General features: G+C 46.7%; 25 protein-coding genes and 1 other annotated feature. All 25 genes read left to right on the top strand.

Going from position 1 to position 25042, the window contains the following annotated elements; genetic code table 11:
* Position 1: 1 nt before the first annotated feature.
* Positions 2-1561 carry a DNA polymerase III subunit gamma/tau gene (gene dnaX, locus H9L42_RS03040; RefSeq protein ID WP_187301978.1) on the top strand — a complete coding sequence of 520 codons (1560 nt, stop codon included), beginning with the start codon at positions 2-4 and terminating at the stop codon, positions 1559-1561.
* 9 nt (positions 1562-1570) lie between these two features.
* Positions 1571-1924: a YbaB/EbfC family nucleoid-associated protein gene (locus H9L42_RS03035; protein ID WP_207734910.1), complete on the top strand. Its 354-nt coding sequence runs from the start codon at positions 1571-1573 to the stop codon at positions 1922-1924.
* A 3-nt stretch (positions 1925-1927) separates the two neighbouring features.
* A complete protein-coding gene (recR, locus tag H9L42_RS03030) occupies positions 1928-2527 on the top strand; it encodes a recombination mediator RecR (RefSeq protein ID WP_187301977.1) in 600 nt (199 codons plus the stop codon).
* A 99-nt stretch (positions 2528-2626) separates the two neighbouring features.
* Positions 2627-2896, top strand: coding sequence for a pro-sigmaK processing inhibitor BofA family protein (locus H9L42_RS03025; protein WP_187301976.1), 270 nt, complete (start codon positions 2627-2629; stop codon positions 2894-2896).
* 202 nt (positions 2897-3098) lie between these two features.
* Entirely contained in the window at positions 3099-4598 is a 1500-nt protein-coding gene (locus H9L42_RS03020; protein ID WP_187301975.1) for an amino acid permease, read from the top strand.
* A 341-nt stretch (positions 4599-4939) separates the two neighbouring features.
* Positions 4940-6499: an amino acid permease gene (locus H9L42_RS03015; protein ID WP_187301974.1), complete on the top strand. Its 1560-nt coding sequence runs from the start codon at positions 4940-4942 to the stop codon at positions 6497-6499.
* A gap of 171 nt (positions 6500-6670) precedes the next feature.
* Complete coding sequence (locus H9L42_RS03010; RefSeq protein ID WP_187301973.1) at positions 6671-8353, top strand: APC family permease; 1683 nt, start codon at positions 6671-6673, stop codon at positions 8351-8353.
* Between the two features lie 428 nt (positions 8354-8781).
* Positions 8782-10713: an NADH-quinone oxidoreductase subunit 5 family protein gene (locus H9L42_RS03005; protein ID WP_187301972.1), complete on the top strand. Its 1932-nt coding sequence runs from the start codon at positions 8782-8784 to the stop codon at positions 10711-10713.
* A gap of 1 nt (position 10714) precedes the next feature.
* The gene (locus H9L42_RS03000) at positions 10715-11578 is read left to right on the top strand and encodes a respiratory chain complex I subunit 1 family protein (protein ID WP_187301971.1); all 864 of its coding nucleotides are present in this window, start codon (positions 10715-10717) and stop codon (positions 11576-11578) included.
* A 13-nt stretch (positions 11579-11591) separates the two neighbouring features.
* Entirely contained in the window at positions 11592-12071 is a 480-nt protein-coding gene (locus H9L42_RS02995) for an NADH-quinone oxidoreductase subunit B family protein (RefSeq protein WP_187301970.1), read from the top strand.
* Complete coding sequence (locus H9L42_RS02990; RefSeq protein ID WP_187301969.1) at positions 12072-12425, top strand: NADH-quinone oxidoreductase subunit C; 354 nt, start codon at positions 12072-12074, stop codon at positions 12423-12425.
* A gap of 21 nt (positions 12426-12446) precedes the next feature.
* Positions 12447-13526, top strand: a complete 1080-nt coding sequence (locus H9L42_RS02985) for a hydrogenase large subunit (RefSeq protein WP_187301968.1) — start codon at positions 12447-12449, stop codon at positions 13524-13526.
* 9 nt (positions 13527-13535) lie between these two features.
* Positions 13536-14393: a 4Fe-4S binding protein gene (locus H9L42_RS02980; protein ID WP_187301967.1), complete on the top strand. Its 858-nt coding sequence runs from the start codon at positions 13536-13538 to the stop codon at positions 14391-14393.
* A 201-nt stretch (positions 14394-14594) separates the two neighbouring features.
* Positions 14595-14822 (top strand): helix-turn-helix transcriptional regulator, encoded by a 228-nt coding sequence (locus tag H9L42_RS02975; RefSeq protein ID WP_187301966.1) that lies wholly within the window; start codon positions 14595-14597, stop codon positions 14820-14822.
* The gene (locus H9L42_RS02970) at positions 14800-15570 is read left to right on the top strand and encodes a DUF3169 family protein (RefSeq protein WP_187301965.1); all 771 of its coding nucleotides are present in this window, start codon (positions 14800-14802) and stop codon (positions 15568-15570) included. Before H9L42_RS02975 ends, H9L42_RS02970 begins: the two co-directional genes overlap by 23 nt.
* Positions 15571-15767: 197 nt before the next feature.
* Positions 15768-15917 (top strand): 50S ribosomal protein L33, encoded by a 150-nt coding sequence (rpmG, locus tag H9L42_RS02965; RefSeq protein ID WP_187301964.1) that lies wholly within the window; start codon positions 15768-15770, stop codon positions 15915-15917.
* Positions 15918-15929: 12 nt separating this feature from the next.
* Positions 15930-16196, top strand: coding sequence for a preprotein translocase subunit SecE (gene secE, locus H9L42_RS02960; RefSeq protein WP_187301963.1), 267 nt, complete (start codon positions 15930-15932; stop codon positions 16194-16196).
* A gap of 228 nt (positions 16197-16424) precedes the next feature.
* Positions 16425-16967 carry a transcription termination/antitermination protein NusG gene (gene nusG, locus H9L42_RS02955; RefSeq protein WP_465270644.1) on the top strand — a complete coding sequence of 181 codons (543 nt, stop codon included), beginning with the start codon at positions 16425-16427 and terminating at the stop codon, positions 16965-16967.
* Positions 16968-16984: 17 nt separating this feature from the next.
* Entirely contained in the window at positions 16985-17410 is a 426-nt protein-coding gene (gene rplK / locus H9L42_RS02950) for a 50S ribosomal protein L11 (RefSeq protein WP_187301962.1), read from the top strand.
* Between the two features lie 44 nt (positions 17411-17454).
* On the top strand, positions 17455-18150 hold the full coding sequence (rplA, locus tag H9L42_RS02945; RefSeq protein ID WP_187301961.1) for a 50S ribosomal protein L1: 696 nt from the start codon (positions 17455-17457) through the stop codon (positions 18148-18150).
* A gap of 7 nt (positions 18151-18157) precedes the next feature.
* Positions 18158-18292, top strand: a sequence feature (ribosomal protein L10 leader region).
* A gap of 38 nt (positions 18293-18330) precedes the next feature.
* Positions 18331-18861 (top strand): 50S ribosomal protein L10, encoded by a 531-nt coding sequence (gene rplJ / locus H9L42_RS02940; RefSeq protein ID WP_187301960.1) that lies wholly within the window; start codon positions 18331-18333, stop codon positions 18859-18861.
* Positions 18862-18924: 63 nt separating this feature from the next.
* Positions 18925-19305, top strand: coding sequence for a 50S ribosomal protein L7/L12 (rplL, locus tag H9L42_RS02935; protein WP_187301959.1), 381 nt, complete (start codon positions 18925-18927; stop codon positions 19303-19305).
* A 138-nt stretch (positions 19306-19443) separates the two neighbouring features.
* A complete protein-coding gene (locus tag H9L42_RS02930) occupies positions 19444-20628 on the top strand; it encodes an AAA family ATPase (protein WP_187301958.1) in 1185 nt (394 codons plus the stop codon).
* On the top strand, positions 20625-21179 hold the full coding sequence (locus tag H9L42_RS02925; protein WP_207734908.1) for a DUF4276 family protein: 555 nt from the start codon (positions 20625-20627) through the stop codon (positions 21177-21179). The genes H9L42_RS02930 and H9L42_RS02925 overlap by 4 nt, the downstream gene beginning before the upstream one ends.
* A gap of 166 nt (positions 21180-21345) precedes the next feature.
* Positions 21346-25038, top strand: a complete 3693-nt coding sequence (gene rpoB / locus H9L42_RS02920; protein WP_187301957.1) for a DNA-directed RNA polymerase subunit beta — start codon at positions 21346-21348, stop codon at positions 25036-25038.
* Positions 25039-25042 lie beyond the last annotated feature (4 nt).

Here is a 25042-nt window from a genome sequence, read left to right as displayed (position 1 = left end):
AATGTATACGGCGCTTTACCGGGCTTACCGCCCGGAAGTTTTTGATGAGATTCTCGGACAGAATCATATCACGAAAATCTTGAAAAATCAGCTTGCGACTGATTCCGTAAGCCATGCTTATCTCTTTTGCGGAACAAGAGGAACCGGAAAAACCACAACTGCCAGAATCCTGGCAAAGGGAGTCAACTGTACCTCAGAGGGAGAGCGGCCCTGTGGTGTTTGCGCCAACTGTCGGTCTATAAAGGAAGGTACCTTTATGGATGTGATTGAAATTGACGCGGCTTCCAACAACGGAGTGGAAAATATCCGGGAACTGCGGGAAAGCGTAAAATATCCGCCTGCGGTAGGCAGAAAGAAAGTTTATATTGTGGATGAGGTGCATATGCTTTCCACAGGTGCGTTCAATGCGCTTTTGAAAACGCTGGAGGAGCCTCCGGAAAATGTTATGTTTATTCTTGCGACCACCGAACCGCAAAAGCTTCCGGCTACGATCCTTTCACGGTGCATGAGGCTGGACTTTAAGCGCGTGCCGGAAGAGATTCTTGCCGAAGGAATGGCGAAGATTTGTGAACAGAAGGGAATTGAAGTTTCGCGGGGAGCGCTCCGCTTGATAGCCGCCAATGCGGACGGTTCCGTAAGGGACGGGCTCAGTATTTTGGATCAGTGCATTTCCGGCGGACAAAAACATGTGGAAAGGGAAGATGTTTTGGAATTCCTGGGAACTGCCGGTGAAGAAGTGTTCCTGGAGCTGACTGAGAAGGTGCTTCTGCGCCAGCCTTCGGAAGCGCTCCTTCTGTTGGAGCAAATTTTGGCGGACGGCAAAGATGTCCGCCAGTTTATGAAAGACTGGCTGGCCCATTACAGGAATCTGCTGATTACGAAGTTTATCAAAAAACCGGAAGACATGCTGAATTTGTCTCCAGAAAATGTGGAACGAATCCGCAGACAAAGCGACAGCCTTGATCTGGCGGATATCAACCACGGGATTATCGAAATCTCCAGAACTATGGCGGAGGCCAAATGGTCTACGCAGCCGAGGATCCTTTTGGAGCTGTGTATTGTTAAAATGGCGACCGGTTTGATAGATTCCGGAATACAGCAGCAGGTAGCGACACAGGTGAGAAGAGAATCTGTGCAGGCGGCGCAAACTGGAACGCAGATGAGAGAAGCGCCAAAAGCGCCGGCGGCGGAAATACGCGGGCCGGAAGGAGACGAACCGGGGAAACCGCAGCGGGATTCCTTTGACTGTGACGCTCTCTGGCATGCGATTTTTGAAGAGGCGGAAGCTTCAAGAGGCAGCTTTAATCTGATTCGGAGCGGAACGATACTGACCGCAGTCGGAGATGATTTTTTCTCTGTAACCGCGTCGAATGCCGCGGTTGCCGATTATGTAGAGAGCAATCGAAGAACTCTGGAAGATTTGATGGAAAAACATACGGGAAAACGCAGGGCTCTTCAATGCAGCCTGGAAGGAAGCGCCAAAAACGAAAATAGGATTGATACAGAAAAAATTGCGCGTACAGCGGGACAGAAACTTGGACTGAATATTGAGATTGAATAGGAGGAAACAATGGGAAAAGGCATGAGAGCCGGCAAGAAACCAAAAGCCGGCGGTATGGGAAATATGCAGAAACAGATGCAGCAGATGCAGCAAATGCAGAGAAAAATGGATGAGCTGCAGAAAGAAATCGACGCGATGGAAACGACCGCGACTTCCGGTGGCGGCGCGGTGACCGTTACGGTAACCGGAAAGAAAGAGATCAAAAGCATCGAAATCCAGCCGGAAGTGGTAGATCCGGATGACATTGAAATGCTGCAGGATCTTCTGATGGTAGCGGCTAACGAGGCGCTCCGACAGATGGAAGAGATTTCTCAGAATGAAATGAGCAAACTGACGGGAAGTCTGGGAATTCCGGGGCTGTAAACGATGAAGTATTATGCGAAACCGCTGGCGAGGCTGATTAACGAGCTTTCCAGGCTTCCGGGGATCGGTGGAAAGACCGCTCAGCGGCTGGCGTTTCATATTCTTTCCATGGAGGAGAAGGAAGCGCGCGCTCTGGCGGATTCTATCATTGAAGCAAAACAGAAGATGACATACTGTTCGGTTTGTGGAAATCTTACGGATACGGATCCTTGTGTCATTTGTTCGGACCCTTCGAGAGACAGAAGCGTAATCTGCGTAGTGGAGACGCCAAAAGATGTAGTGGCCATGGAAAAAATTAAGGAGTACAACGGACTTTATCATGTTCTCCACGGAGCGATTTCTCCCATGGAAGGGATCGGTCCGGAAGATATTAATCTAAAGCAGCTTATTGTAAGGCTGCAGAATGAGGATGTGCGGGAGTTGATTCTGGCAACAAATCCAAATATAGAAGGGGAAGCTACAGCGATGTATATTGCCAGATTGATTAAACCTTCCGGAATCAGAGTCTCCAGAATCGCGCATGGAATTCCGGTGGGAGGCGATCTGGAATACGCGGATGAAGTTACGCTGTTGAAGGCAATGGAAGGCCGCAGAGAATTATAGTGGAATGAGAAATAAAAAGCAGTCAAGTCATGAAAGGCAGGCTGCTTTTTTGCATCTCAACGCGGCCCGGCGCATAAGCTGTTAGGGGGAGGGAGATTTATGAGTTTTGGTTTGGAAGTTGGAATTTTTGCCGCGTATGCCGCGGGTCTGTTTCTTATTTACATATTAGGAAAACTTTTGATTGTGCCCTTGAAGTGGGCGGGACGTTTGGCGCTGAACAGTTTGATCGGAGGCGTACTGATTTTGTTGGTTAATGCTGTGGGAGGATACTGGGGAATTTTTCTACCGCTAAATCTGTTAACCGCAGTAATAGCAGGAGTCCTGGGGATTCCCGGAGTTCTTTTCCTGTTGATTTTTTTTAATTTGTGAAATCTCAAAAATAAGAAATTTGTGTTTGAAAATGAGAAAAACCTCAGAATTATTGACTTTATTGTAGAAATATGAAAAAATAGAATGGTCCATTGAATTGACAGAATAAAGAGAAACCTTTTTCCCTTGGAAGGGTTCTATCTGCGGAAGGGATGGACAAATCATACATATGGGGCATATGTATAAAAAGGGAGGCAAAGATATGTCAGAAGAAAAAAATGTAAAAACATCAGGCGAATCCCAAGACCTAAAGCGAGGGATTAAAGGCTGGCAGGTATCCTTTATTGGTTTGGGCGGTGTAATCGGTTCCTGCTACTTCCTGGGTGTAGGTACTTGCGTAGGAACGATGGGACCTGCGGTTCTGATTGCGTTTGCAGTAGTTGGCGTTATTGTTTATGGATTGATGATTGCTTATGCGGAGTTGTTGGTAAATCTTCCACGGAAAGGTTCCTTTGTAGCTTATACCAATGAATTCCTGGGTGAGACATTGTCCACGGGAATGGGCTGGGCATTCTGGTTTAACTGGGTATGCTATGTTCCTTCCGAGGCGGTAGCGGTTGCCACAGTATTGCGGTATCTGACCGGAATCCAGAGCGGTGTGTTCTTCGCGGTATGCGCACTGGGTGCTCTTGCGGCCATTACGATTATCAATCTGTGCGCGGTTGACATGTTTGCGAAGATTGAATCCGGTCTTGCAATCACAAAAGTATGCGTAATTATTTTATTTGTTATTTTGGCATTCGGTATCTGGGTAGGCCTGTGGGGAAGCGATCACTTCCTGGGCGGAGAAGTAAACTTCGGCAGCGGGGCTAGCTTTGGAGAAGAACTGTTCCCGTTAGGGCCTATGGTAATGTTTACATCTATGACCGTTGTACTGGTAACTTTCCAGGGTACAGAGATTGTAGGACTGGCGGCGGCGGAAGCACAGGATCCGGAACATTCCGTTCCAAAGGCCTGCAAGAGCGTAACCTACCGTGTAGCGCTGCTGTATATGCTGCCGATTCTGCTGGTTATCCTGGTTTATCCATGGAATCAGGGAACAGAAGATAATCCGATCTTCGCGGATATCATGAACCGTTACGATATGGGGATTTTCGGACTGATCATGTCGGCGGTTGTGCTGATTGCGGCGTTCAGCTGTGCGAACACCGGATTCTATGGTACAGTAAGATGTATGTTCGGGCTGTCTATTGAAGGTCTGGCGCCGAAATTCCTCGGAAAACTGAATAAAAGCTCGAATCCGAGAAACGCGGTTCTGTTCACGCTGGCGTTTATGTGGGTTGTACTGATTATCGGTCTGATTTCTCAGCTTTCCGGAGCGTTGACTTCTCTGTATGAAAACCTGCTGTCCCTGTCCGGATTTACTGGAACACTGGCATGGGTCGGCATTTGCGGAGCGCAGCTGGTATTCAGAAAGAGACTGAAAGCGAGAGGCTATGATCCGGAAACATGCCTGAAAGCGCGGGTAAGAAAAGGACAGACCTGGCTGCCGGTATTTTCTATCGTTGTACAGCTTGCGTGCCTGGTTATGATGGCATTCGGCGAAGGTCAGCTGATTCCGTTCTGCATCGCGGTAGCGGCGGTTGTTGTTCCGATGATTGTACGTGTAATCGCGAGAAAAACGGGTCATGTTCGTGACATTAACGCGTTGAATTCAGATGAAAAGTCATTTGATGAACTTTTCCCGGATTTGAATAAGTAAAAAAAGTATTAAAACCAAGGGGCTTAAAACCGTACCGTTTTTGTGAAACGGTACGGTTTTATTGATTAAAAACTCTAAGACAGTGAATTTTGGGCTGTTTTAGAGTTTTTTTTAATATCAAAAATTAGTAAATTTATTCGATTTATCTTATTGCTAAGATTGGAAAAAATCACAAATGAGAAGTTTCTTAAAAAAGTTGACAGAGGAATTAAAATGTGAAAAAATAAAAAAGTCCCAAAAGACTGAAAATTTTAATTGCTTTTATCCCCCTGCAACGGCAGATATCAGACGGAGGGACAAATCTAATCATATTTTTTAATATGTGAGAAGGAGGCAAATGTATGTCAGAAGAGAAAAAAGTCGTGCAGACGACGGGAGAATCGCCTCAAGAACTAAAGCGAGGTATTAAAGGCTGGCAGGTAGCGTTTATCGGTCTGGGCGGCGTAATCGGTTCCTGTTATTTTCTGGGCGTAGGCTGGTGCATCCAGGTAATGGGACCTGCTGTATTTCTTGCTTTCGCCGTGGTAGGCGTTATTGTATTCGGTCTTATGATTGCTTATGCGGAATTACTTGTGAACCTGCCCAGAAAAGGAACGTTCGTTGCCTATACCAATGAATTCCTGGGGCCGACGATGTCCGTGGGAATGGGTTGGTCGTTCTGGTTTAACTGGGTATGCTACGTACCTTCGGAAGCGATTGCGGTTTCTTATATTCTGCAGGAGCTTACCGGAAACAACAGCAGCATCGCATATGTGGCGTTCGCTGTCGGCGCTTTGGCGGCTATTACGATTATCAATCTGTGTTCGGTTGACGTATTCGCCAAAATTGAGTCAGGCCTGGCAATCACAAAAGTTATTGTAATTATTTTGTTTATTTTACTTGCGTTCGGCATTTGGGTCGGCATCTGGGGAAATCCGGAAGGAGCGGCTGTAAAGGCAGTAGAAGACGGCTTCAAGGGATTGGGCGTGAACTTCGGAAGCGGAAGCATTTATCACGACATCTTCCCGAACGGATTCTCGGTTGTGCTGATTATGATGGTCGTTGTGCTGGTTACCTTCCAGGGAACGGAAATCGTCGGTCTGGCCGCTGCGGAATCACAGAACCCGGATAAATCGGTGCCAAAGGCATGCAGAAGCGTTACATATCGTATCGTAGGATTGTACCTGGTTCCGATTCTGCTGGTACTGCTGGTACTCCCGACCGAATTCGCCACAGACGCGACGCCGGTATTTTCAGATATTGCCAAAGCATACGGGTTTGAATTCTTTGGAATTATATTCCTGGCGGTAGTTCTGGTAGCGGCATTCAGCTGTGCGAACACCGGATTCTACGGTACGGTAAGATGTATGTACGGACTTTCCGTTGAAGGTCTCGCGCCGAAATTCCTTTCCAAACTGAGCAAGAACGCGGCGCCGCAGAGAACGGTATTATTCACACTGGCATTTATGTGGATTGTTCTGATTTTGGGTCTTGTTTCGGAACTGACCGGGTTCCTGTCAAATCTGTACGGAAGTCTGCTGTCCATGTCCGGATTTACCGGAACGCTTGCCTGGGTAGGTATCATCGCTTCTCAGAAACGTTTCAGGGCAAGACTGAAAAAGCGTGGGTATGATGCGGATTCCTGTCTGAAAGCAAGAGTTTCGAAAGGGTTGAGTTGGGTTCCATGGTTCGCGATGATTGCGCAGCTGATTTTCCTGATCATGCTGGCGTTCGGCGATATTCTGGATCCGTCCGGAGACGCGGGAGGCGGTATCGTTATCTTCTCCATTGCGACTGCGGCAGTTGTAATCCCGATGATTGTGTATCAGATTGCGAAAGCGAAAGGAAAAGCGGGAAAAATTTCATCTCTTGGCGCGGATGAAAAGACGTTTGATGAAACGTTCCCGGATCTTACGAAATAAGATAGACGGTTCAGAGGGGAATAAGAGCGAGAATATTATTTTGAGATTAAAAGAGAACAGAATTGCTGTTCTCTTTTAATTTTTCTAAATTTATTGATAATTCAAACGATAAGTGTATAATAGGAAGTGAACTGATATAAAAATTCTATTTTGTTTCAAGGAGGTGAAAACATGAGCGAGCAGAAGTCTTCGACAATGGTCGATGTTGGTGAGCATGGATTAAAAAAACATGACTTAAAAGTATCAACTGTCGTATTCATGATTTTTTGTCTTGTTTCAGCGGGATGTTATGGTATTGAAGAGATGATTCCTGAATGCGGACCGGGGCTGACGATTGTTATGTTGTGTGTGCTTCCGTTTATCTGGGGGCTTCCCTTTGGACTTGTGGCTTCGGAGTTGGGATCTGTAAGACCTCAGGAAGGCGGATATTACAAATGGGTACAGGAGGCTCTTGGCGAATTTTGGGGATTCCAGGCAGGATGGTGGAGAACGATTTCCATCTACATTGATAACACTTTATATGTAATTCTTGCTGGTGGATACGCGGCCGCGGCCTGGGACTTATCCCCGGTTGCGGAGTTTGCTGTGAAGTTTGTAATGATTCTGATCTTTACCATTATCAACATCCGTGGCGTAAAAGACGTAGGGGTTGTAAGTACGATTCTGGCGATTCTGGTAATGGCGGCCTTCGCGATGGTGGCAATTTGTGGTTTCCTCAATTGGGGCGGAGGCACAGATATCAGCTTCCAGCTTACATCGGAACCTGCGGAAGGACTGTCGGATTGGTTCTTCTATATCGCGGGAGGAATTTCTATCTGTATGTGGATGTATTCCGGATATGAGTCCATGTCTACAATTGCCGGGGAAGTTTCCAATCCTCAGGTTATTCCGAAAGGAACCTTGATCACGATTCCGCTGATTATGGCCGTATATATTCTTCCCACTACAGCCGGGCTGGGTTCGATGGGAAGATGGTCGGAATGGGGCGCTGACGCGGGTACTGTCGGGTATGCCGATGTTGTTACAACGTTCTGGGGGCCGGCTTTCGGAATCATATTTACGGTTGTGGCGATTCTGGCGCAGTGTTCGATTTATAACACATATATCGCGTCTGGCTCCAGGGGCTTTTTCACTCTGGCAGACGACTACTTGTCCCCGCCGGTGCTGGTAAAGTGCGATAAAAAGCATGGAGTTCCATATATTGCGGTTCTGTCAGTAGGAATTGCCAATATTATTATGTGCATGCTTCCTTTCGGTCTGATTATCGTATTAGATGTAAGCCTGTTGGTCGCTTCCTATATTCTGGTATACATTTCCGCGATGGTACTGAGGAAGAAGATTCCGGATGAAGAATACAAATTCAAGATTCCGGGCGGGTACGGATTTTTGAGCGTTATCTGTATCGTTCCGATTTGCGTGGCGCTGTTCGCGTTCCTGATTAATGGTTCGGACTATTTTGTCGGGGGTATGATCGGGCTGATTACCGGACCGATTCTGTATTTTATCTGGCGGAGGCGTTACGGCGGGCTGACAAAGAAAGATCCGCAGCGTTTCCCGGTTAATGAAAAAACAGGTCTTGCGGTCGGGGATACCAGAAGGCTTGCCTTCCTGTTCCTTCTGATGACCGTTATGAATGGTATCGCATGTATCTTTATGCCCTGGTATGAGGGCTGGGGCACGGAAGATATGTGGGGCGCCGGAGACTACTTTGACGGTCTGTTTGAAGATGGGAACGTAATGACGATCCTGGGAACCATTCGGACGGTTCTCTATGTTCTGACTGCTGTTACCGCGATTCTTACCATTGTGTTCTACTTTGTTTCAAAGAAGGTAGAGCCGGAAAAGCATAAATAATTCCTGAGAAAAGGGGTGAACGGAGCTGCCGCCAAAGAGGATTTTTTCGCAGCGGCGGGCTCCGTTTCCTTATGGGAATTCGTTGATTTTTTATCAATCGTAATCTCAGAAAAGAGATTTTTGATGAGGATGTGTAGATGTTATAGGGAAGCTTGTGAAGGAACGACGAAAGAACGGAAGATCTTTGAATTGAGATTATAAGAGAATGCAGAGAATGGAAAAACGGATTTCTTGCAAAGAAATCTTTTTTTTGAGATTTTTTTGCAAAAAAAATCGAATTGTAGGAAATTCAACGGGAAACGGACGAAAGGCAGATTTTTCAGAAAGTTAAAAATATAAGGCAACCGCTTGTTATTGCTTGATTATATAGTATAATGAGGTGTGAGAAGTTGCACTCATGAAAAAAGTTTTATTATTAGGAGGATAAAATGGGCACTATATTTTTTCTAATCTTGTTTCCATTAGTTGTGGCCTTTGTTCTTTTAGTAGTTAAAGCTGACGCGGCAAGAGGCGCGATCGTTAAATTTGCGGCAATCGTAATTGCGGCAGCGTCTATCTATCTTGCAGTACAGTATTTCAGAACGGGAGATCAGTATTTTGATTTCCATAACGAAGCTGTGAACTACATCATGATGGTAATTGAAGCCCTGCTGGCTATCTATATCATCATCACAGGCATTCGGCACAAGAAATACCTTGCATCAGTTTTTGCCATTATTCAGACTCCGCTTCTGATATGGTTTGAACTTACTAAGGGACATCACATTGAAGTAGTCAGCAACATGTACATAGACCGCCTCTCTGTGATTATGGTACTCATTATTGGAATCATCGGTACTTTGATTTGTGTATACGCGCTGGGATACATGAAAGACTTCCAGCATCACCATGCAGGTGAGAAGGACAGAAGACCTTGGTTCTTCTTCGTTATGTTTTTATTCCTGGCGGCAATGTTCGGTCTGGTTACATCGAACAACCTGATCTGGATGTATTTCTTCTGGGAAATCACAAGCCTGAGTTCGTTCTTCCTTATCGGATACACAAAGACAAAGGAAGCAACAAACAATGCTTTCCGCGCGCTGATTATGAATCTGCTGGGCGGGCTTGGATTCGCAGTAGGTATCCTCATTCTGGGATTTGTTTACAATACCCTGGAGTTGAGCACAATGATTGCATACGGAACAATGTACTCCGGTATCATGGCGATTCCGGCGGCGTTCCTGGCATTCGCTGGGATTACAAAGGCTGCTCAGATGCCGTTCAACAGTTGGCTGCTCGGCGCGATGGTAGCGCCTACACCGACATCTGCGTTGCTCCATTCGTCTACAATGGTTAAAGCCGGCGTATTTTTGATTATAAAGCTGGCTCCGTGTCTGGGAATGGGAAATTTCGCAGGCTTGATGGTAATGACAGTCGGGGGCGTAACATTCCTGTTAGCGTCTTTCGCGGCGATTTCACAGAGCAACGGAAAGAAAGTGCTGGCATATTCTACAGTCGCGAACCTGGGCTTGATCGTAGCCTGTGGTGGAGTTGGAACAGCCGGCGCGGTATGGGCAGGTATCATGCTGATTATCTTCCATGCTATTACAAAATCCCTGCTGTTCCTGTGTGTAGGTACGGCAGAACATAATATCGGAAGCAGAGATATTGAGGATATGGACGGACTTTTTGGAAGAATGCCTCGTCTGGCAGCTTTCATGATGATCGGTATCTCGGCAATGTTCCTGGCACCGTTTGGAATGCTGATCGCAAAATGGGCATCCATGACTGCGTTTGCGGACTCCGGAAATATTCTGTTGGTTGGAGTCATCTGCTTCGGCAGTGCGGCAACTGCTTTCTACTGGACAAAATGGCTGGGTAAAATGAGTGCAATCGTAGCAAATACGGAAAATATCCAGCAGAATGTGCATAAGGAAGAGTGGTTTGTACAGGGAACATTAGTAGTTCTGACAATTGCGGCAGTGCTTGCTTTCCCGATTATTTCGAGCGGAATGCTGGTACCATATCTGGAAGGCGTATTTGGAGGTCTATCTTCCATGGCGCTGTCTGCGGACAACATGATTATTATGTGCATTATGGTAGCGGTGGTACTGCTTCTGATTGTATTCTTCTTCGGAAGAACAAAGAAGAAGATTGTGCCGATTTATCTGGCTGGCGCGAACGAAGGAGACAATCTCCGGTTCCACGGCTCGATGGACAAACCGGTTACTATGTCTTTGAGAAACTGGCATATGGAACGTTATTTTGGCGAAAGAAAGATGAATATTATCGGGTGTACTGTGTCCGCAGTCGTAATCATCGCCGGACTCGGCCTGATGATTGGATCTCTGGTTACAATCGTGACAGGAGGTGCTATGTAAAATGATACAGACAATTATATGTGTAGTTGCATACCTGGTACTGGCGCCTCTCGTGGGAGGAATTCTGGCGGGACTGGATCGTATTGTTTCCGCGAGGATGCAGAGAAGAGTCGGTCCGCCGCTTCTGCAGCCTTTTTATGATGTGTTTAAGCTGAGATCGAAGCAATCCGTTACAGTCAATAAGGTACAGGACTTTTATGTGGCCTGCTTCTTTATCTTTGTTCTGGTAACGGGCGGAATTTTCTTCGCTGGCGGAGATCTGCTGCTGGTTATCTTTACGCTGACTCTGGCAAGCGTATTCCTGATTGTGGGAGCTTTCTCATCCAACTCTCCATACTCTCAGGTCGGAGCTGAAAGAGAACTACTGCAAATGATGGCATATGAGCCAATGGTATTGCTGACCGCAATCGGTTTTTACCTGGTAGACAGAAGCTTTAATGTATATGATATTGTTACGGATTCCGCAATGGATGTACTTCCGCTGATCGGCGTGTTCCTGGGATTCGTATTCATCCTGACGATCAAGTTCAGAAAATCACCGTTTGACCTGTCCATGTCTCATCATGCGCACCAGGAACTGGTAAGAGGTCTTACGACGGAATTCTCCGGAAAGACCCTGGCTCTCATTGAGGTTGCGCACTGGTACGAGAATATTTTCCTGCTGGGATTTGTATTCCTGTTCTTTGCCAACGGAACGATCTGGGGGACAGTAATCGGTGTGGTTGTATGCTTGCTGGCGTACTTCCTGGAAGTTCTGATCGATAACAGCTTTGCGAGAATGAAGTGGCAGGTAGCAATTAATTCCGCTTGGATTGTCGCGGCGGTTTTAGGCGTAATTAACCTGTTCATTGTATATCTGATATAAGGAGGTGCGGCGAATGTCATATGTAGCAAAATCACCATGGGTCATCCACTATGACGGTTCGAGCTGTAACGGCTGTGACATAGAAGTGCTGGCATGCCTTACACCTATGTACGATGTTGAGCGGTTTGGGATCATCAATACAGGCAACCCGAAACATGCGGATGTGTTCCTGGTAACAGGATCGGTAAATGAGCAGAATAAGGCGGTTGTAAAACAGATTTATGATCAGATGGTGGAACCAAAGGTTGTAGTCGCAGTTGGAATCTGCGCAAACAACGGTGGCGTTTTCAGAGAGTGTTATAATATTATGGGCGGCGTAGATACGGTCATTCCCGTTGACGTGTATGTACCGGGCTGCGCGGCAAGACCGGAGGCCATTATTGACGGCGTTGTAAAGGGCCTGGGCGTTCTGGAAGAAAAGAGAAAGGCGATGGACAGCGGCATGCCTGCCGCGACATCGGCGGAAGATAATGCCGGAAAGGAGGAAGCTTAAATGAGATCTTATAAGGAACAGGTTATTGAACCCGTTACAGCTTCTGACATTCTGAGCAAGGCGAGAGATCGGAAGGCCGAAGGTTATCGGCTGGTACAGATCTGCGCGACAAAAGTTTCCGAAGGCTTTGAGATCCTGTATTCGTTTGATAAGGATCATGAGTTAAGCCATTTGAAGCTGACAATTCCTGAGGAAGAGGAAGTACAGAGCATTACGGGAGAATACTGGGGTGCGTTTATCTATGAAAATGAAATGCACGACCTCTTTGGAATCAAGATCGTAAACAGCGAACTGGATTATGGCGGGCATTTCTTCAAACTTTCCCAGCCTACTCCATGGAATCCAAAGAACTAGGAAAGGAAGGTAGAGGTTAATATGGCTAAAAGAACTATTATTCCTTTCGGACCGCAGCATCCGGTGCTTCCGGAGCCGATTCATCTTGATTTGGTACTTGAAGATGAAGTGGTAGTAGAAGCGATTCCGTCTATTGGATTTATTCATAGAGGGCTGGAAAAGCTGGTGGAAAAAAAGGAATATACCGAAATGGTATACGTTATAGAGAGAATCTGCGGAATCTGCAGCTTTGGACATGGCTGGGGATATTCTGCGGCAGTGGAAGGCGCTATGGGCGTTGAGATTCCGGAGAGGGCTCAATATCTGAGAACGATCTGGCATGAGTTATCCAGATTGCATAGCCACCTCTTGTGGCTGGGGCTTCTGGCTGACGCCTTTGGCTTTGAAAGCCTGTTCATGCACTGCTGGAGAGTCAGAGAAACGATTCTCGACCTGTTTGAAAAAACAACAGGCGGCAGAGTTATTTTCTCAGTTTGCAAAGTCGGCGGACTGAGGAAGGATATCGATAATGAAACTCTCAAAGAAATGGTAGATACACTTAACGGAATTGAAAACGATATTCGCGACTTGACGAATGTATTTATCAATGACAAGTCTGTTAAAAACAGATTGTGCGGCGTAGGCGTGCTTTCAAAAGAAGACGCTATTGATCTGAGCGCGACCGGTCCGGTAGCAAGAGGATCTGGTCTGGTTCAGGATATACGCCTGAACGGGCCGGGGGTCTATGATAAACTGGACTTTGAACCGGTTGTAGAGCAGGCGGGAGATTGTTACGCGAGATGTCTGGTAAGAATCGGAGAAGTGTTCCAGTCGATCAAACTGATCGAGAAAGCGGTATCTCAAATTCCTGATGGACCGATTGATGTGCCGGTAAAGGGAAATGTAAAGGGAGAATTCGCTGTAAGACTGGAACAGCCACGAGGCGAAGGGTTTTATTATGCGAAGGGCGCGGATTCCAAATTTTTGGAAAGAATCCGTGTGAGAACGCCAACCAACATGAATATTCCATCTCTTGTTAAGATGCTACAGGGCTGCGAACTGGCGGACGTACCAATGATGGTACTGACTATCGACCCATGCATCAGTTGTACAGAAAGGTAGGTGAGAGCGATGGCAACTTTTAAAATTGGAAAAGTCGTAATGAAAAGTTTGTTCAAAAAGCCTGCGACTCTCATGTACCCAGTAGTACCGAGACAGTGGGAGGAACGGACAAGAGGTCAAATCAGCATTTCCGAAGCGGACTGTATTGCCTGCGGGATCTGCGCGAAAAAATGTCCGGCAAACGCGATTACGGTAGACAGAAACAAGAGTACTTGGTCAATTCAGAGAATGCAGTGTATTCAGTGTAACTGTTGTGTGGAGGTCTGCCCGAAGAGCTGCCTGACAATGGAAAATCAGTATACCGAGCCGGGTCCGGAAAAGGTAGTCGATACCTTTGAAATTCCGAAAAAGGAAAAGAAAGCGGCTCCGAAGAAAGATGGAGCTGCGGGCGGAGACAGCGCTGCCGGCGACGGAGGCCTGACCTGCAAGCTGGAAGACTGCATTTACTGCGGACTGTGCGCGAAGAACTGTCCGTGCGACGCGCTGACAGTTGACCGGAAGGAAAAAGTCTGGAAGGTTGACAAAGACGCCTGCGTAGAATGCGGCGCCTGCATTGAAAAGTGTCCGAAGAAGTGCCTGTCTCTGGGCGGTGAAGCCGCTGCGGAGGAAGCTCCTGCGGATAAGAAAGATGCGGGAGAAAAGGCTGCGGAAGCAGCGGAACCGGAATACAGCTGTCCGGAAGGCGAAGAGGGTCTGCGCTGCAAAGTCAGCGATTGTATCTACTGCGGACTGTGTGAAAAAGAATGTCCGGCAGATGCGCTGAAAGTGGACCGCAAGGCAAAAAGCTGGGAAGTGGACAAAGATGCCTGCATTTCCTGCGGAGCCTGCGTGAACAAGTGCCCGAAAGAATGCCTGGAGCTGATTTAAGACAGAACATAACCCAAAGAGCGACTGCGAAGGAGCGGCCGCTCTTTTTTTACGGCTGCTGCGCGCCCGGCGGGAACAGGGCGGCAGGCCTGCCCCTTGCGTCAGGTTTTGATTGACAGAAGCGACGGTTCCTGTTATCATTAAAAATGACAATAATACTTGTCAAAATGCAAATCATATTTGTCAAAAGGAGGGGGACGCATGGTGCTGAAAAACAGACTGAAAGCCTATCGGGCAGAGCTGGGTCTGAATCAGCAGGAGTTTGGAAAACGGGCTGGCGTTTCCCGTCAGACCATCAGTCTCATCGAACGGGGCGACTACTCCCCGTCCGTAACCCTGGCGCTGAAAATCGCCGGAGTTTTAAATGTGTGTGTGGAAGATGTATTTTATTTAGGAGGAAAAGAAGATGAAGAAACAAAGCATTTTTGAAAAAGTATTAAGGATTCTGCCTCTGGTTCTTTTTTTCGCAATCTTGATGGGAATGTACTTTTGTGCTGTCTGGAATGCTGCCGGAGCAGAGGGAGCTTTGGGGAGCCTGCGGGTGCTTTTCCTGCTGTGCGTAGGGATATGGACCCTGTATCTTCTGTTTTTTGGAATTTGGATGCATGGATTTCTGCGAAAAATAAAGGCTGCTGCCCGTCAGAAATCCGCAGCCGCGGAATTTTTTGATGCAGTGGAAGAACGGAGAGAAACCGTTTTATACCTTTATGAACTTACGACGTTTCTCAGCATACTGCTTTGTTTTCTTACTTTGTATTTTTCTACCAGGTTTGAAATGGGCTACCTTTCAGTGATTCTGCCTTTGCTCAGCGCCTGCCTGTTTTTTATTATTATTCTTGAAATCCAGATGCGGAGATTGAAAAAGGGGATGCGGCTTTATTTTCCAAAACAGAAGGGTAATGTATACGGAAGCGGCTGGTTGGGATTCAGCCTGGGCGAATGGATGCAATCCAGCGATGAAGGGGAGCAGATGATCGTCTATAAAGCGGTGTATCGGACCTATCGGAAAGTAAAAGCGGCCTGCGTGTTTCTGTTCGTTTTTTTTGGAATGCTGACTGTATGCGGCGATCTGTCACCCGGTCCCATGATGGTGGCGGCCCTCTTCCGGGGGATGCTGACCTGCATATTCTATTATGAACGAAAGCGTCTGAGAAACGCGGCCTGGGAGAAGGACTGAAAATCCCCTCTTGACGTGAAGCGGAGAAAAGCATATAATAAGTACGGAACTGCGGAAATCCCCGCAGTTTTAAATTGGAAAAAATCCTTGACATTGCAGGCATGGTAATATACAATTATCAAGCGACTTTATGATGAAAATTATCAGGCAGAGCTTTTCTCGGCTCTGAATTTTGAGTTAACGGAGGACAATCAAAAATGAGAGTGAAAGTAACATTGGCTTGTACGGAATGCAAGCAGAGAAACTACAATACAATCAAGAACAAGAAAAATGATCCGGATCGGATTGAACTGAAGAAATACTGTAAATTCTGCAAGAAACATACGGTTCATAAGGAAACCAAATAAAGGAGCGGCGTCATGGCAAAGGAAAAGAAGGACAAAAAGGAAGTTGCGAATAAAAGAAGAACTCCCGCAGTCCCTCCTAAGAAAAAAAGAGGCAGCCTGAAAGATTATTTCAAGGGTGTCAAGGTGGAAATGAAGAAAGTAGTATGGCCGACAAGAAAGGAGCTGGGCTCCTATACGGTGGTCGTGCTGGTGACGTGTGCGGTATTTGCCCTTGCCTTTTGGGGAATTGACAGTGGATTCCTGGCAATCCTGAGGGGCCTTTTGGGTATTACTATGTAATAAAAAAGGACAGAAGGTACAATGGGAGAGAACGAAAAGGATACGATCATGGAAACGGCTGCGGCCGAAGAAAACATGCCGGAAATCCGTTTTGATTCAGAAGGTAAGGAATCCGAGGAGCTGGAAGGGACAGCTCTGGAGCCGGAAACAGAACCTTCCGAAGAAGGTTCCGATGCGGAGTCCGCGCAGGAAGAAGTGCAGGAGGAGGCTCCGCCTAAAAAGCTGGATCTGGAGGGCCTGGAAGGCCTACGGGGCGACGGTGTGGCAAAGTGGTATGTGGTGCATACCTACTCCGGACATGAGAACAAGGTAAAAGTAAATATTGAAAAAATTGTTGAAAACCGGGGCATGCAGGACTTGATCCTTGAAGTTGTTGTACCTACGGAAGACCGGGTAGAAATCAAAAATGGACAGCGCAAGATTAAGACGCGCAAGATGTTCCCCGGATATGTAATCATTAAAATGATTGTTACCAACGAATCCTGGTACCTGGTGAGAAATACCCAGGGGGTTACCGGTTTCGTAGGTCATGGCTCCGACCCGATCCCTCTTTCTACAGAAGAGGTGAGAAGAATGGGTATCGAAAAAATATATATCGACCTGGACGTGAAAGTCGGCGACAGTGTAAAGGTTATCAACGGACCATTCGAAAGCTTTATGGGAGTAGTAGAAGAGGTCAATATGGAAAAACAGACACTGAAAGCCAGAATTTCCATGTTCGGGCGGGATACGCCTGTGGAGCTTGACTTCGCACAGGTAGATAAAATCTAAAAGAAAGGAGAATACACATGGCTAAGAAAATCGAAGGTTATATCAAACTTCAGATTCCGGCCGGCAACGCAAATCCGGCGCCTCCAGTAGGACCGGCTCTCGGTCAGCACGGCGTGAACATTATGGATTTCTGTAAGCAGTTCAACGCGAAGACGCAGGATCAGCAGGGAATGATCATTCCGGTAGTAATTACAGTTTACGCCGACAGATCCTTTTCCTTTATCTGCAAAACACCGCCTGCCGCAGTACTCTTAAAGAAAGCCGCAGGACTTGACACTGCTTCCGGCGAGCCTAACAAAAACAAGGTGGCTACGCTGACAACAGCACAGGTTGAGGAAATCGCAAAAACGAAGATGCCGGATCTGAACGCAGCAAACCTTGAATCAGCAACTTCGATGATCAAGGGAACTGCAAGAAGCATGGGAATCGTTGTAGAAGACTAAGAAGGTGGGAGGCAAAAGCCGCTGGTACCACAAGGAGGTTTAAAATGCCAAAGAGAGGCAAGAATTACAAAGAATCATTAAAGAATTACGACAGACAGACACAGTATGATGTTCCGGAAGCAATGGACATCGTAACCAAGAACGCGAAAGCGAAATTCGATGAAACAATTGAAGCTCACATTCGTCTTGGTGTAGACGGAAGACATGCTGACCAGCAGGTTAGAGGCGCAATCGTACTTCCGCATGGAACAGGAAAGACAAAGAAAGTACTGGTATTTGCTAAAGGCCCGAAAGCAACCGAAGCGGAAGCGGCAGGCGCTGACTATGTAGGCGCGGAGGAAATGGCTCAGAAGATTCAGTCGGAAGGCTGGTTTGATTTTGACGTTGTAATCGCGACTCCGGATATGATGGGTGTTGTAGGACGTCTTGGTAAAGTGCTGGGACCGAAAGGCCTGATGCCGAATCCGAAGTCTGGTACTGTTACGATGGATGTGGAAAAAGCAATCCAGGAAGTAAAGGCAGGTAAGGTTGAATATCGTCTCGACAAGAGCAATATTATTCACACTCCAATCGGAAAAGCTTCTTTCGGAAAGGAAAAGCTGGCAGATAACTTCAATGCGCTGTTAGACGCTATAATCAAAGCGAAACCGGCAGCCGCGAAGGGACAGTACCTGAAGAATGTAACAGTAGCTTCCACGATGGGGCCTGGAGTAAAAGTCAACGCGCAGAAGCTTGGCTAAACAGAAAATTAATAACGAATACGAACCGTAGACAGCGGGGGCCGCATATAGACGCAGGCTTAATCATCCCGCCGAGGTACAATATAAATGAGTGTATATTGGCCTTGTTTTGTCTCAAAACAAGGCCTTTTCATTTACATCGTACCACAAACCAAAATATCTCAAGAAAGGAGAGATTGTATGTCAAAAGCAGCATGGCAGGAAAAACAGGTAATCATTGACGAGATTAAAGAAAAGCTGGACAAAGCGGAGTCTGCTGTAGTAATCGATTACATGGGAATTACAGTTGCGCAGGCGGACGCTATGAGAAAAAAGCTTCGCGAAGCGGATGTAGACTACACCGTTTACAAGAACACGCTGGTAAAGAGAGCGATCGAAGGCACTGCTTACGAATCTCTGGGTGAAGTCCTGGAAGGTCCGAGCGCGTTCGCGATCAGCTATGAAGACGCGACAGCGCCGGCCAGAGTTCTCAACGAAGTGATGGAAGAATACAAAAAGATGGAATTTAAGGCAGGTGTCGTTGAAGGCGAATTCTACGACGCGGAAGGCATTAAACAGATTGCCAAAATTCCGTCCAGAGACACACTTATCGCGAAATTCATGGGCAGCATTCAGTCCCCGATTACAAACTTCGCGCGTGTTCTTAATCAGATTGCGGAAAAAGGCGGAGCTGACGGCGCGGAAGCCGCGGCTGAGCCGGCAGAAGCATAAAAATTGTTTGAATAAAAAACGAACGTTTTATAAAAAGAAAGAATTTTATGGAGGTAAATTAGAATGGCAAAATTAACAACAGCGGAATTTATTGAAGCGATAAAAGAATTATCCGTACTGGAATTAAACGAACTGGTTAAAGCTTGTGAAGAAGAATTCGGCGTATCCGCGGCAGCAGGCGTAGTTGTTGCGGCAGGAGCAGACGCAGGCGCGGCTGGCGGAGCGGACGAACAGAGCGAATTCAACGTAGTTCTGGCTGAAGTAGGCGGCGAAAAGATCAAGGTTATCAAGGCGGTAAGAGAAATCACCGGCCTGGGACTGAAAGAAGCGAAGGAACTGGTAGACGGAGCTCCTTCCAACGTAAAAGAAGGCGTGGAAAAGGAAGAAGCGGAAGCAATCAAGAAGCAGCTGGAAGAAGTTGGCGCAAAAGTAGAACTGAAATAAGAGCGCTGAATAATGTGCAAACATGGGCAGGCGGGAATCGACCCGTCTGCTTTTTATATACTTCTCTTTTGATTAAGCTTGGGGAATATGGGAATAATATGTTATAATGAGGATGTTTATAGAGAAGGAGGTGGCATCGTGAAGATTGAGGCGATTAAGATAAAAAATTATAGGGTCTTTCAGGATGTAAAAGTAGAAAATATTCCCAATATGGCTGTGTTTTTAGGCATGAACGGCACCGGAAAGACTACTTTTTTTGATGTTTTTGGTTTCTTGCATGATGCACTTCAGACAAATATTAGGGCAGCCCTCGCAAAAAGAGGAGGATTTCGTGAAGTCCTTTCACGGGGACAGACGGGTGATATTGAATTTGAAATTAAGTTCAGGCCTTCTGAAGACGAACCGCTGATTACCTATCAGCTGGCGATTTGTCTGAATGACAAGCGGCAGCCGGCAATAAAAAAGGAGATCCTGAGACTGCGAAGAGGACAGAGCGGCGCTCCGTGGAAAGTGCTGGAGTTTTCTTTTGGCGAAGGAAGAGCCGCGGAAGGCGAGATCAATACATATGAGGATATTCGCCTGGCTGAACGGAGCAGGCAACAGCTGGATTCGCCGGACATTTTGGCGATAAAGGGATTAGGGCAGTTTAAAGAATTTGTCGCTGTAGCCGAGTTAAGACGGTTGATTGAAGACTGGTATGTTTCGGATTTTCATGTAGATGAAGCTCGCGATGTGAGGGAGGCAGGGTATAGTGAACGAGTTTCTACTTCCGGAGATAATCTGGCGTTAGTGGCAAAATACCTTTACGATAACCATAGAGAGATTTTTTCTGATATTCTTACAAAAATGGAACAGAGAGTTCCGGGTGTAAAAAAAGTGCAGGCACAGGAGACAGAAGACGGGCGTATTGTGCTGCGGTTTCAGGATGGTAGTTTTAAAGATCCGTTCGTTTCACGTTTTGTTTCGGACGGAACGATTAAAATGTTTACTTATCTGGTCCTCCTTAATGATCCGGAAAAGCACGCTTTGCTCTGTGTGGAAGAACCGGAAAATCAGCTGTACCCCAGACTGTTGGAGGAATTAGCAGAAGAATTTCGCATTTATTCGGTGCTCGGGGGACAGGTATTTATTTCAACCCATTCCCCGGATTTTCTGAATGCGGTTGAACTGGAAGAATTGTATTGTCTAATCAAAGAAAACGGATATACGAAAATTTATAAGGCAGCGGAAGATGAGCAGATAAGGCGTTTGTGGGAAGCGGGAGATTTACTGGGCGATCTTTGGCGGCAGGATTTGCTTTCGGACGGAGTGGAAAAATTATGAACCTGGTATTTTTAGTAGAAGAACGATCGATGAAAGAATTGTTGAATGGTATCTTGCCAAAGATATTACCAAAAGCTATTTCTTTTCAAATCATTCCACATGATGGAAAGTCGGATTTACAGAGATCGATTTCCAAGAAAATGGCAGGTTGGAATGTCCCCGATACTAAATTTGTAATTCTGCATGATCAGGATAGCGCAGACTGCAAAGAACTGAAACAGAAGCTGCGTAGAATCGTAGAGCAGACAGGGAAAGAAGCCGTGATCCGTATTGTTTGCAGAGAACTGGAATCTTGGTATTTTGGTGATTTAAGAGCGGTATCCTTAGCCTACAACGAGAATCTGGAGCCTCTTGCAAAAAGAAAAAAATATCGAATTCCGGATGAAATCGGAAATCCGAAAGAGGAGCTGAAAAAAATAATTCCGGTGCATCAACAAATATCAGGAGCAAGACGGATTGGCCCTCTTATGAACATAGACGCGAATACTTCGGAAAGCTTCAGGCAGTTTGTTCAGGGGGTACGGCATCTGACGAAAAAAGACCTTACATAAATGAGCGGAAAGTTTTGCCGCTCATTTTCAATATGAGAAAATCTAAATTTGGGGAATTTGAATTTGGAAAATTCTCCAAAAAACTTGTTGACAAATTGACATTCGCATGGTATCATAGTAGACTGCCACGCAAATGTAATTTGTTAAAAATATAAGGAGTGATAATATGCCAAAGCCAGTAAAATTAGGTAGAAAAGATCGAATGACATTTTCTAAGATTAACGAAGTCGCGGAAATGCCAAATCTGATCCAGATTCAGACGGATTCCTACGATTGGTTTATCAAAGAAGGCCTTCAGGAGGTCTTTGAAGACATTTCGCCAATCAAGGATTACGCGGGAAACTTAGTGCTTGAATTTATCGACTATTCCTTAAACGATCCTCCCAAATATGAGCAGGAGGAATGTAAGGAGAGAGACGTAACATATGCAGCTCCACTAAAAGTTAAAGTAAGACTGATCAATAAAGAAACAGGGGAAGTAAAAGAACAGGAAGTGTTCATGGGGGACTTCCCGCTGATGACAGAAAAGGGAACCTTTATCTATAACGGCGCGGAAAGAGTTGTGGTTACACAGCTGGTTCGTTCGCCGGGTCCTTACTATGCGGTAGAGATAGACAAGTCGGGTAAAAATTTATTTTCGACTACCATTATTCCAAACAGGGGAGCATGGCTTGAATATGAGACAGACTCCAACGAGATCATCTCGGTAAGAGTTGACCGTACGAGAAAGCAGCCTGTCACAACACTCCTTAGGGCATTGGGAATGGGATCGGATCAGGAGATTATTGACACGTTCGGGGAAGATGCGCGGCTGAGACGAACGCTGGAAAAAGATGCTACCGATAACTACGAAGATGGTTTGAAAGAGATCTATAAAAAACTGAGACCAGGCGAGCCTCCTACTGTGGAGAGCGCGGAATCTCTGCTTCATTCTCTCTTCTTTGATCCGAAGAGATATGACCTGGCGAAAGTAGGAAGATATAAATATAACAAAAAACTCGGATTGTTTAACCGGATTGCGGGTAAAGTAGCGGCAGAGGCCGTTACAGATCCCAACACGGGAGAGATTCTTGCGGAAGCGGGCGAGCGGATCGACGCGGAACTGGCCCGCCAGATTGAAAATGCCGGTGTCCATCATATCTTCGCGTACGGAAGCGATGAGGAAACGGTTACAAAAGTAATCGGTAACCAGTTCGTTGACATTAAAAACTATGTAGAAATCGATCTGTCCGATACGAAAATTCCGGAAAAGGTTTATTATCCGGTTCTCATGGAAATTCTGGAAGAACAGGAAGGACAGGATGAAAAAGCGCTGAAAGAGGAATTGATCGCGCGTAAGAACGAGCTTTCACCAAAACATATTCTGATTGCGGATATTATCGCCTCAGTCAGCTATATTCTGAACCTGAATTATGGAATCGGAGAAACCGATGACATTGACCATCTGGGCAACCGGAGACTGCGGACAGTTGGCGAACTGCTGCAGAACCAGTTCCGGATCGGCCTAGCCAGAATGGAGCGAACCGTAAAAGAACGAATGACAACCCAGGACATTGAAATCGCGACGCCGCAGGCGCTGATGAACATTCGTCCGGTAACCGCGTCCATTAAGGAATTCTTCGGAAGTTCCCAGCTTTCTCAGTTTATGGATCAGACGAATCCGCTGGCAGAACTAACCCATAAAAGAAGACTGTCCGCTCTGGGACCGGGTGGCCTTTCCAGAGAAAGAGCCGGATTCGAAGTACGTGACGTCCACCATTCTCATTATGGAAGAATGTGTCCTATCGAGACGCCGGAAGGCCCGAATATCGGGTTGATCGGATCGCTCACCACCTATGGAGTGATCAATGAATATGGATTTATTGAGACTCCTTACCGGGTTGTAGATAAAGCCACAGGAAGGGTAACAGATGAAATTCATTACCTGACCGCTGATGACGAAGAGGATAAAATCGTTGCTCAGGCCAATGAACCGCTGGATTCGGAAGGCCACTTTGTGAATATGAAGGTATCCGCCCGAGGCGTGGGCGGTGAGATCGATCTGTTCCCGAGGGAAATGATCGATTATATGGACGTATCGCCAAAGCAGGTAGTATCCGTTGCTACCGCGATGATCCCCTTCCTTGAAAACGACGACGCCAACCGGGCGCTGATGGGATCCAACATGCAGAGGCAGGCCGTGCCGCTGCTGGTGACCGAGGCTCCGATTGTAGGAACCGGAATGGAGCATAAAGCGGCCAAGGATTCCGGCGTTGTACAGCTGGCGAAACATGCGGGAACTATCGAATTCGTAGACGCGGATCACATTACCGTCCGCAGAGATGACGGAAAGGGCGTTGATAAATATAAGCTGCTTAAATTCAAACGTTCCAACCAAGGAACCTGCATCAACCAGAGACCGATTGTCTGCCACGGAGAGCATGTAGAAGAAGGCGAAGTAATTGCCGACGGACCGTCCACTGACAACGGTGAAGTAGCTCTGGGCAAGAACCTGCTCATCGGATTTATGACATGGGAAGGCTACAACTACGAGGATGCGATTATCCTGAATGAACGGTTGATTATGGAGGACGTCCTGACGTCCATTCATATTGAAGAATATGAATCCGAGGCCAGAGATACGAAACTGGGACCGGAGGAAATCACAAGAGACATTCCGAATGTGGGAGAAGATGCTCTGAAAGATCTGGACGAAGAAGGTATTATTCGGATTGGCGCGGAGGTAAATGCTTCTGATATTCTGGTCGGAAAAGTAACGCCGAAAGGCGAGACCGAACTGACGGCAGAGGAACGCTTGCTGAGAGCCATCTTTGGAGAAAAAGCAAGAGAAGTAAGAGACACTTCCCTGCGCGTACCTCACGGTGAGACTGGTATTGTCGTTGATGTAAAGACCTTCTCCAGAGAAAACGGCGATGAGTTGCCGCCGGGCGTTAACAAGCTGGTGCGCTGCTATATCGCGACTAAGAGAAAAATCAACGTGGGCGACAAAATGGCGGGTCGCCACGGAAATAAAGGTGTTATCTCCAGAATTTTGCCGGAAGAGGATATGCCGTTCATGGAGAACGGTCAGTCTCTGCAGGTTATGCTGAACCCGCTGGGCGTACCGTCCCGAATGAATGTAGGGCAGGTACTGGAAGTTCATCTGGGACTTGCGGCAAAGAGAAAAGATTGGTATATTGCGACTCCGGTATTCGACGGAGCCAATGAAAAAGATATTATTCAGCTTCTCGATGAAGTAGGCGTGGACGAGAGCGGTAAGCTGACGCTGAGAGACGGGCGTACAGGGGAAGAATTTGATAACCCGGTAACCGTCGGCTATATGTACATGCTCAAGCTTCACCATCTGGTTGATGACAAGATTCACGCGAGAAGTACGGGTCCGTACTCTCTGGTTACCCAGCAGCCTCTGGGCGGTAAAGCTCAATTCGGAGGCCAGCGTTTCGGAGAGATGGAAGTGTGGGCGCTGGAGGCCTACGGCGCGGCTTACACACTGCAGGAAATCCTGACCGTAAAGTCCGACGATATCGTGGGCCGTGTGAAAACCTACGAAGCGATCGTCAAAGGGGAAAATATTCCGGAACCGGGTATTCCGGAATCCTTCAAGGTACTCATCAAGGAAATGCAGAGTCTTGGACTTGATGTAAAAGTGCTGACCGAAGATAATGAAGAAATCGAAATCAAAGAAGCTCCGGAAATGGAGGGGCTGTCCGCGATCGAAGATATTATTGATTCGGATTCCGATGTGGCGGATGAAGAAGAAATCTTTGAAGACGGAGGCTTTACAGAAGAAGGGCCGGAAGATGACAGTATGGAGGAAGACATGGAAGAGCCCGTGTTTGATTCGGATGAACGGTTATAGGGAA

It is taken from the genome of Zhenpiania hominis, from assembly GCF_014333425.1.
GTDB classification, from domain to species: Bacteria; Bacillota; Clostridia; order Peptostreptococcales; family Anaerovoracaceae; genus Hominibacterium; species Hominibacterium hominis.
Note: the sequence above shows the minus strand (reverse complement) of the source record. Positions and strands in the feature narration are given on the sequence as shown.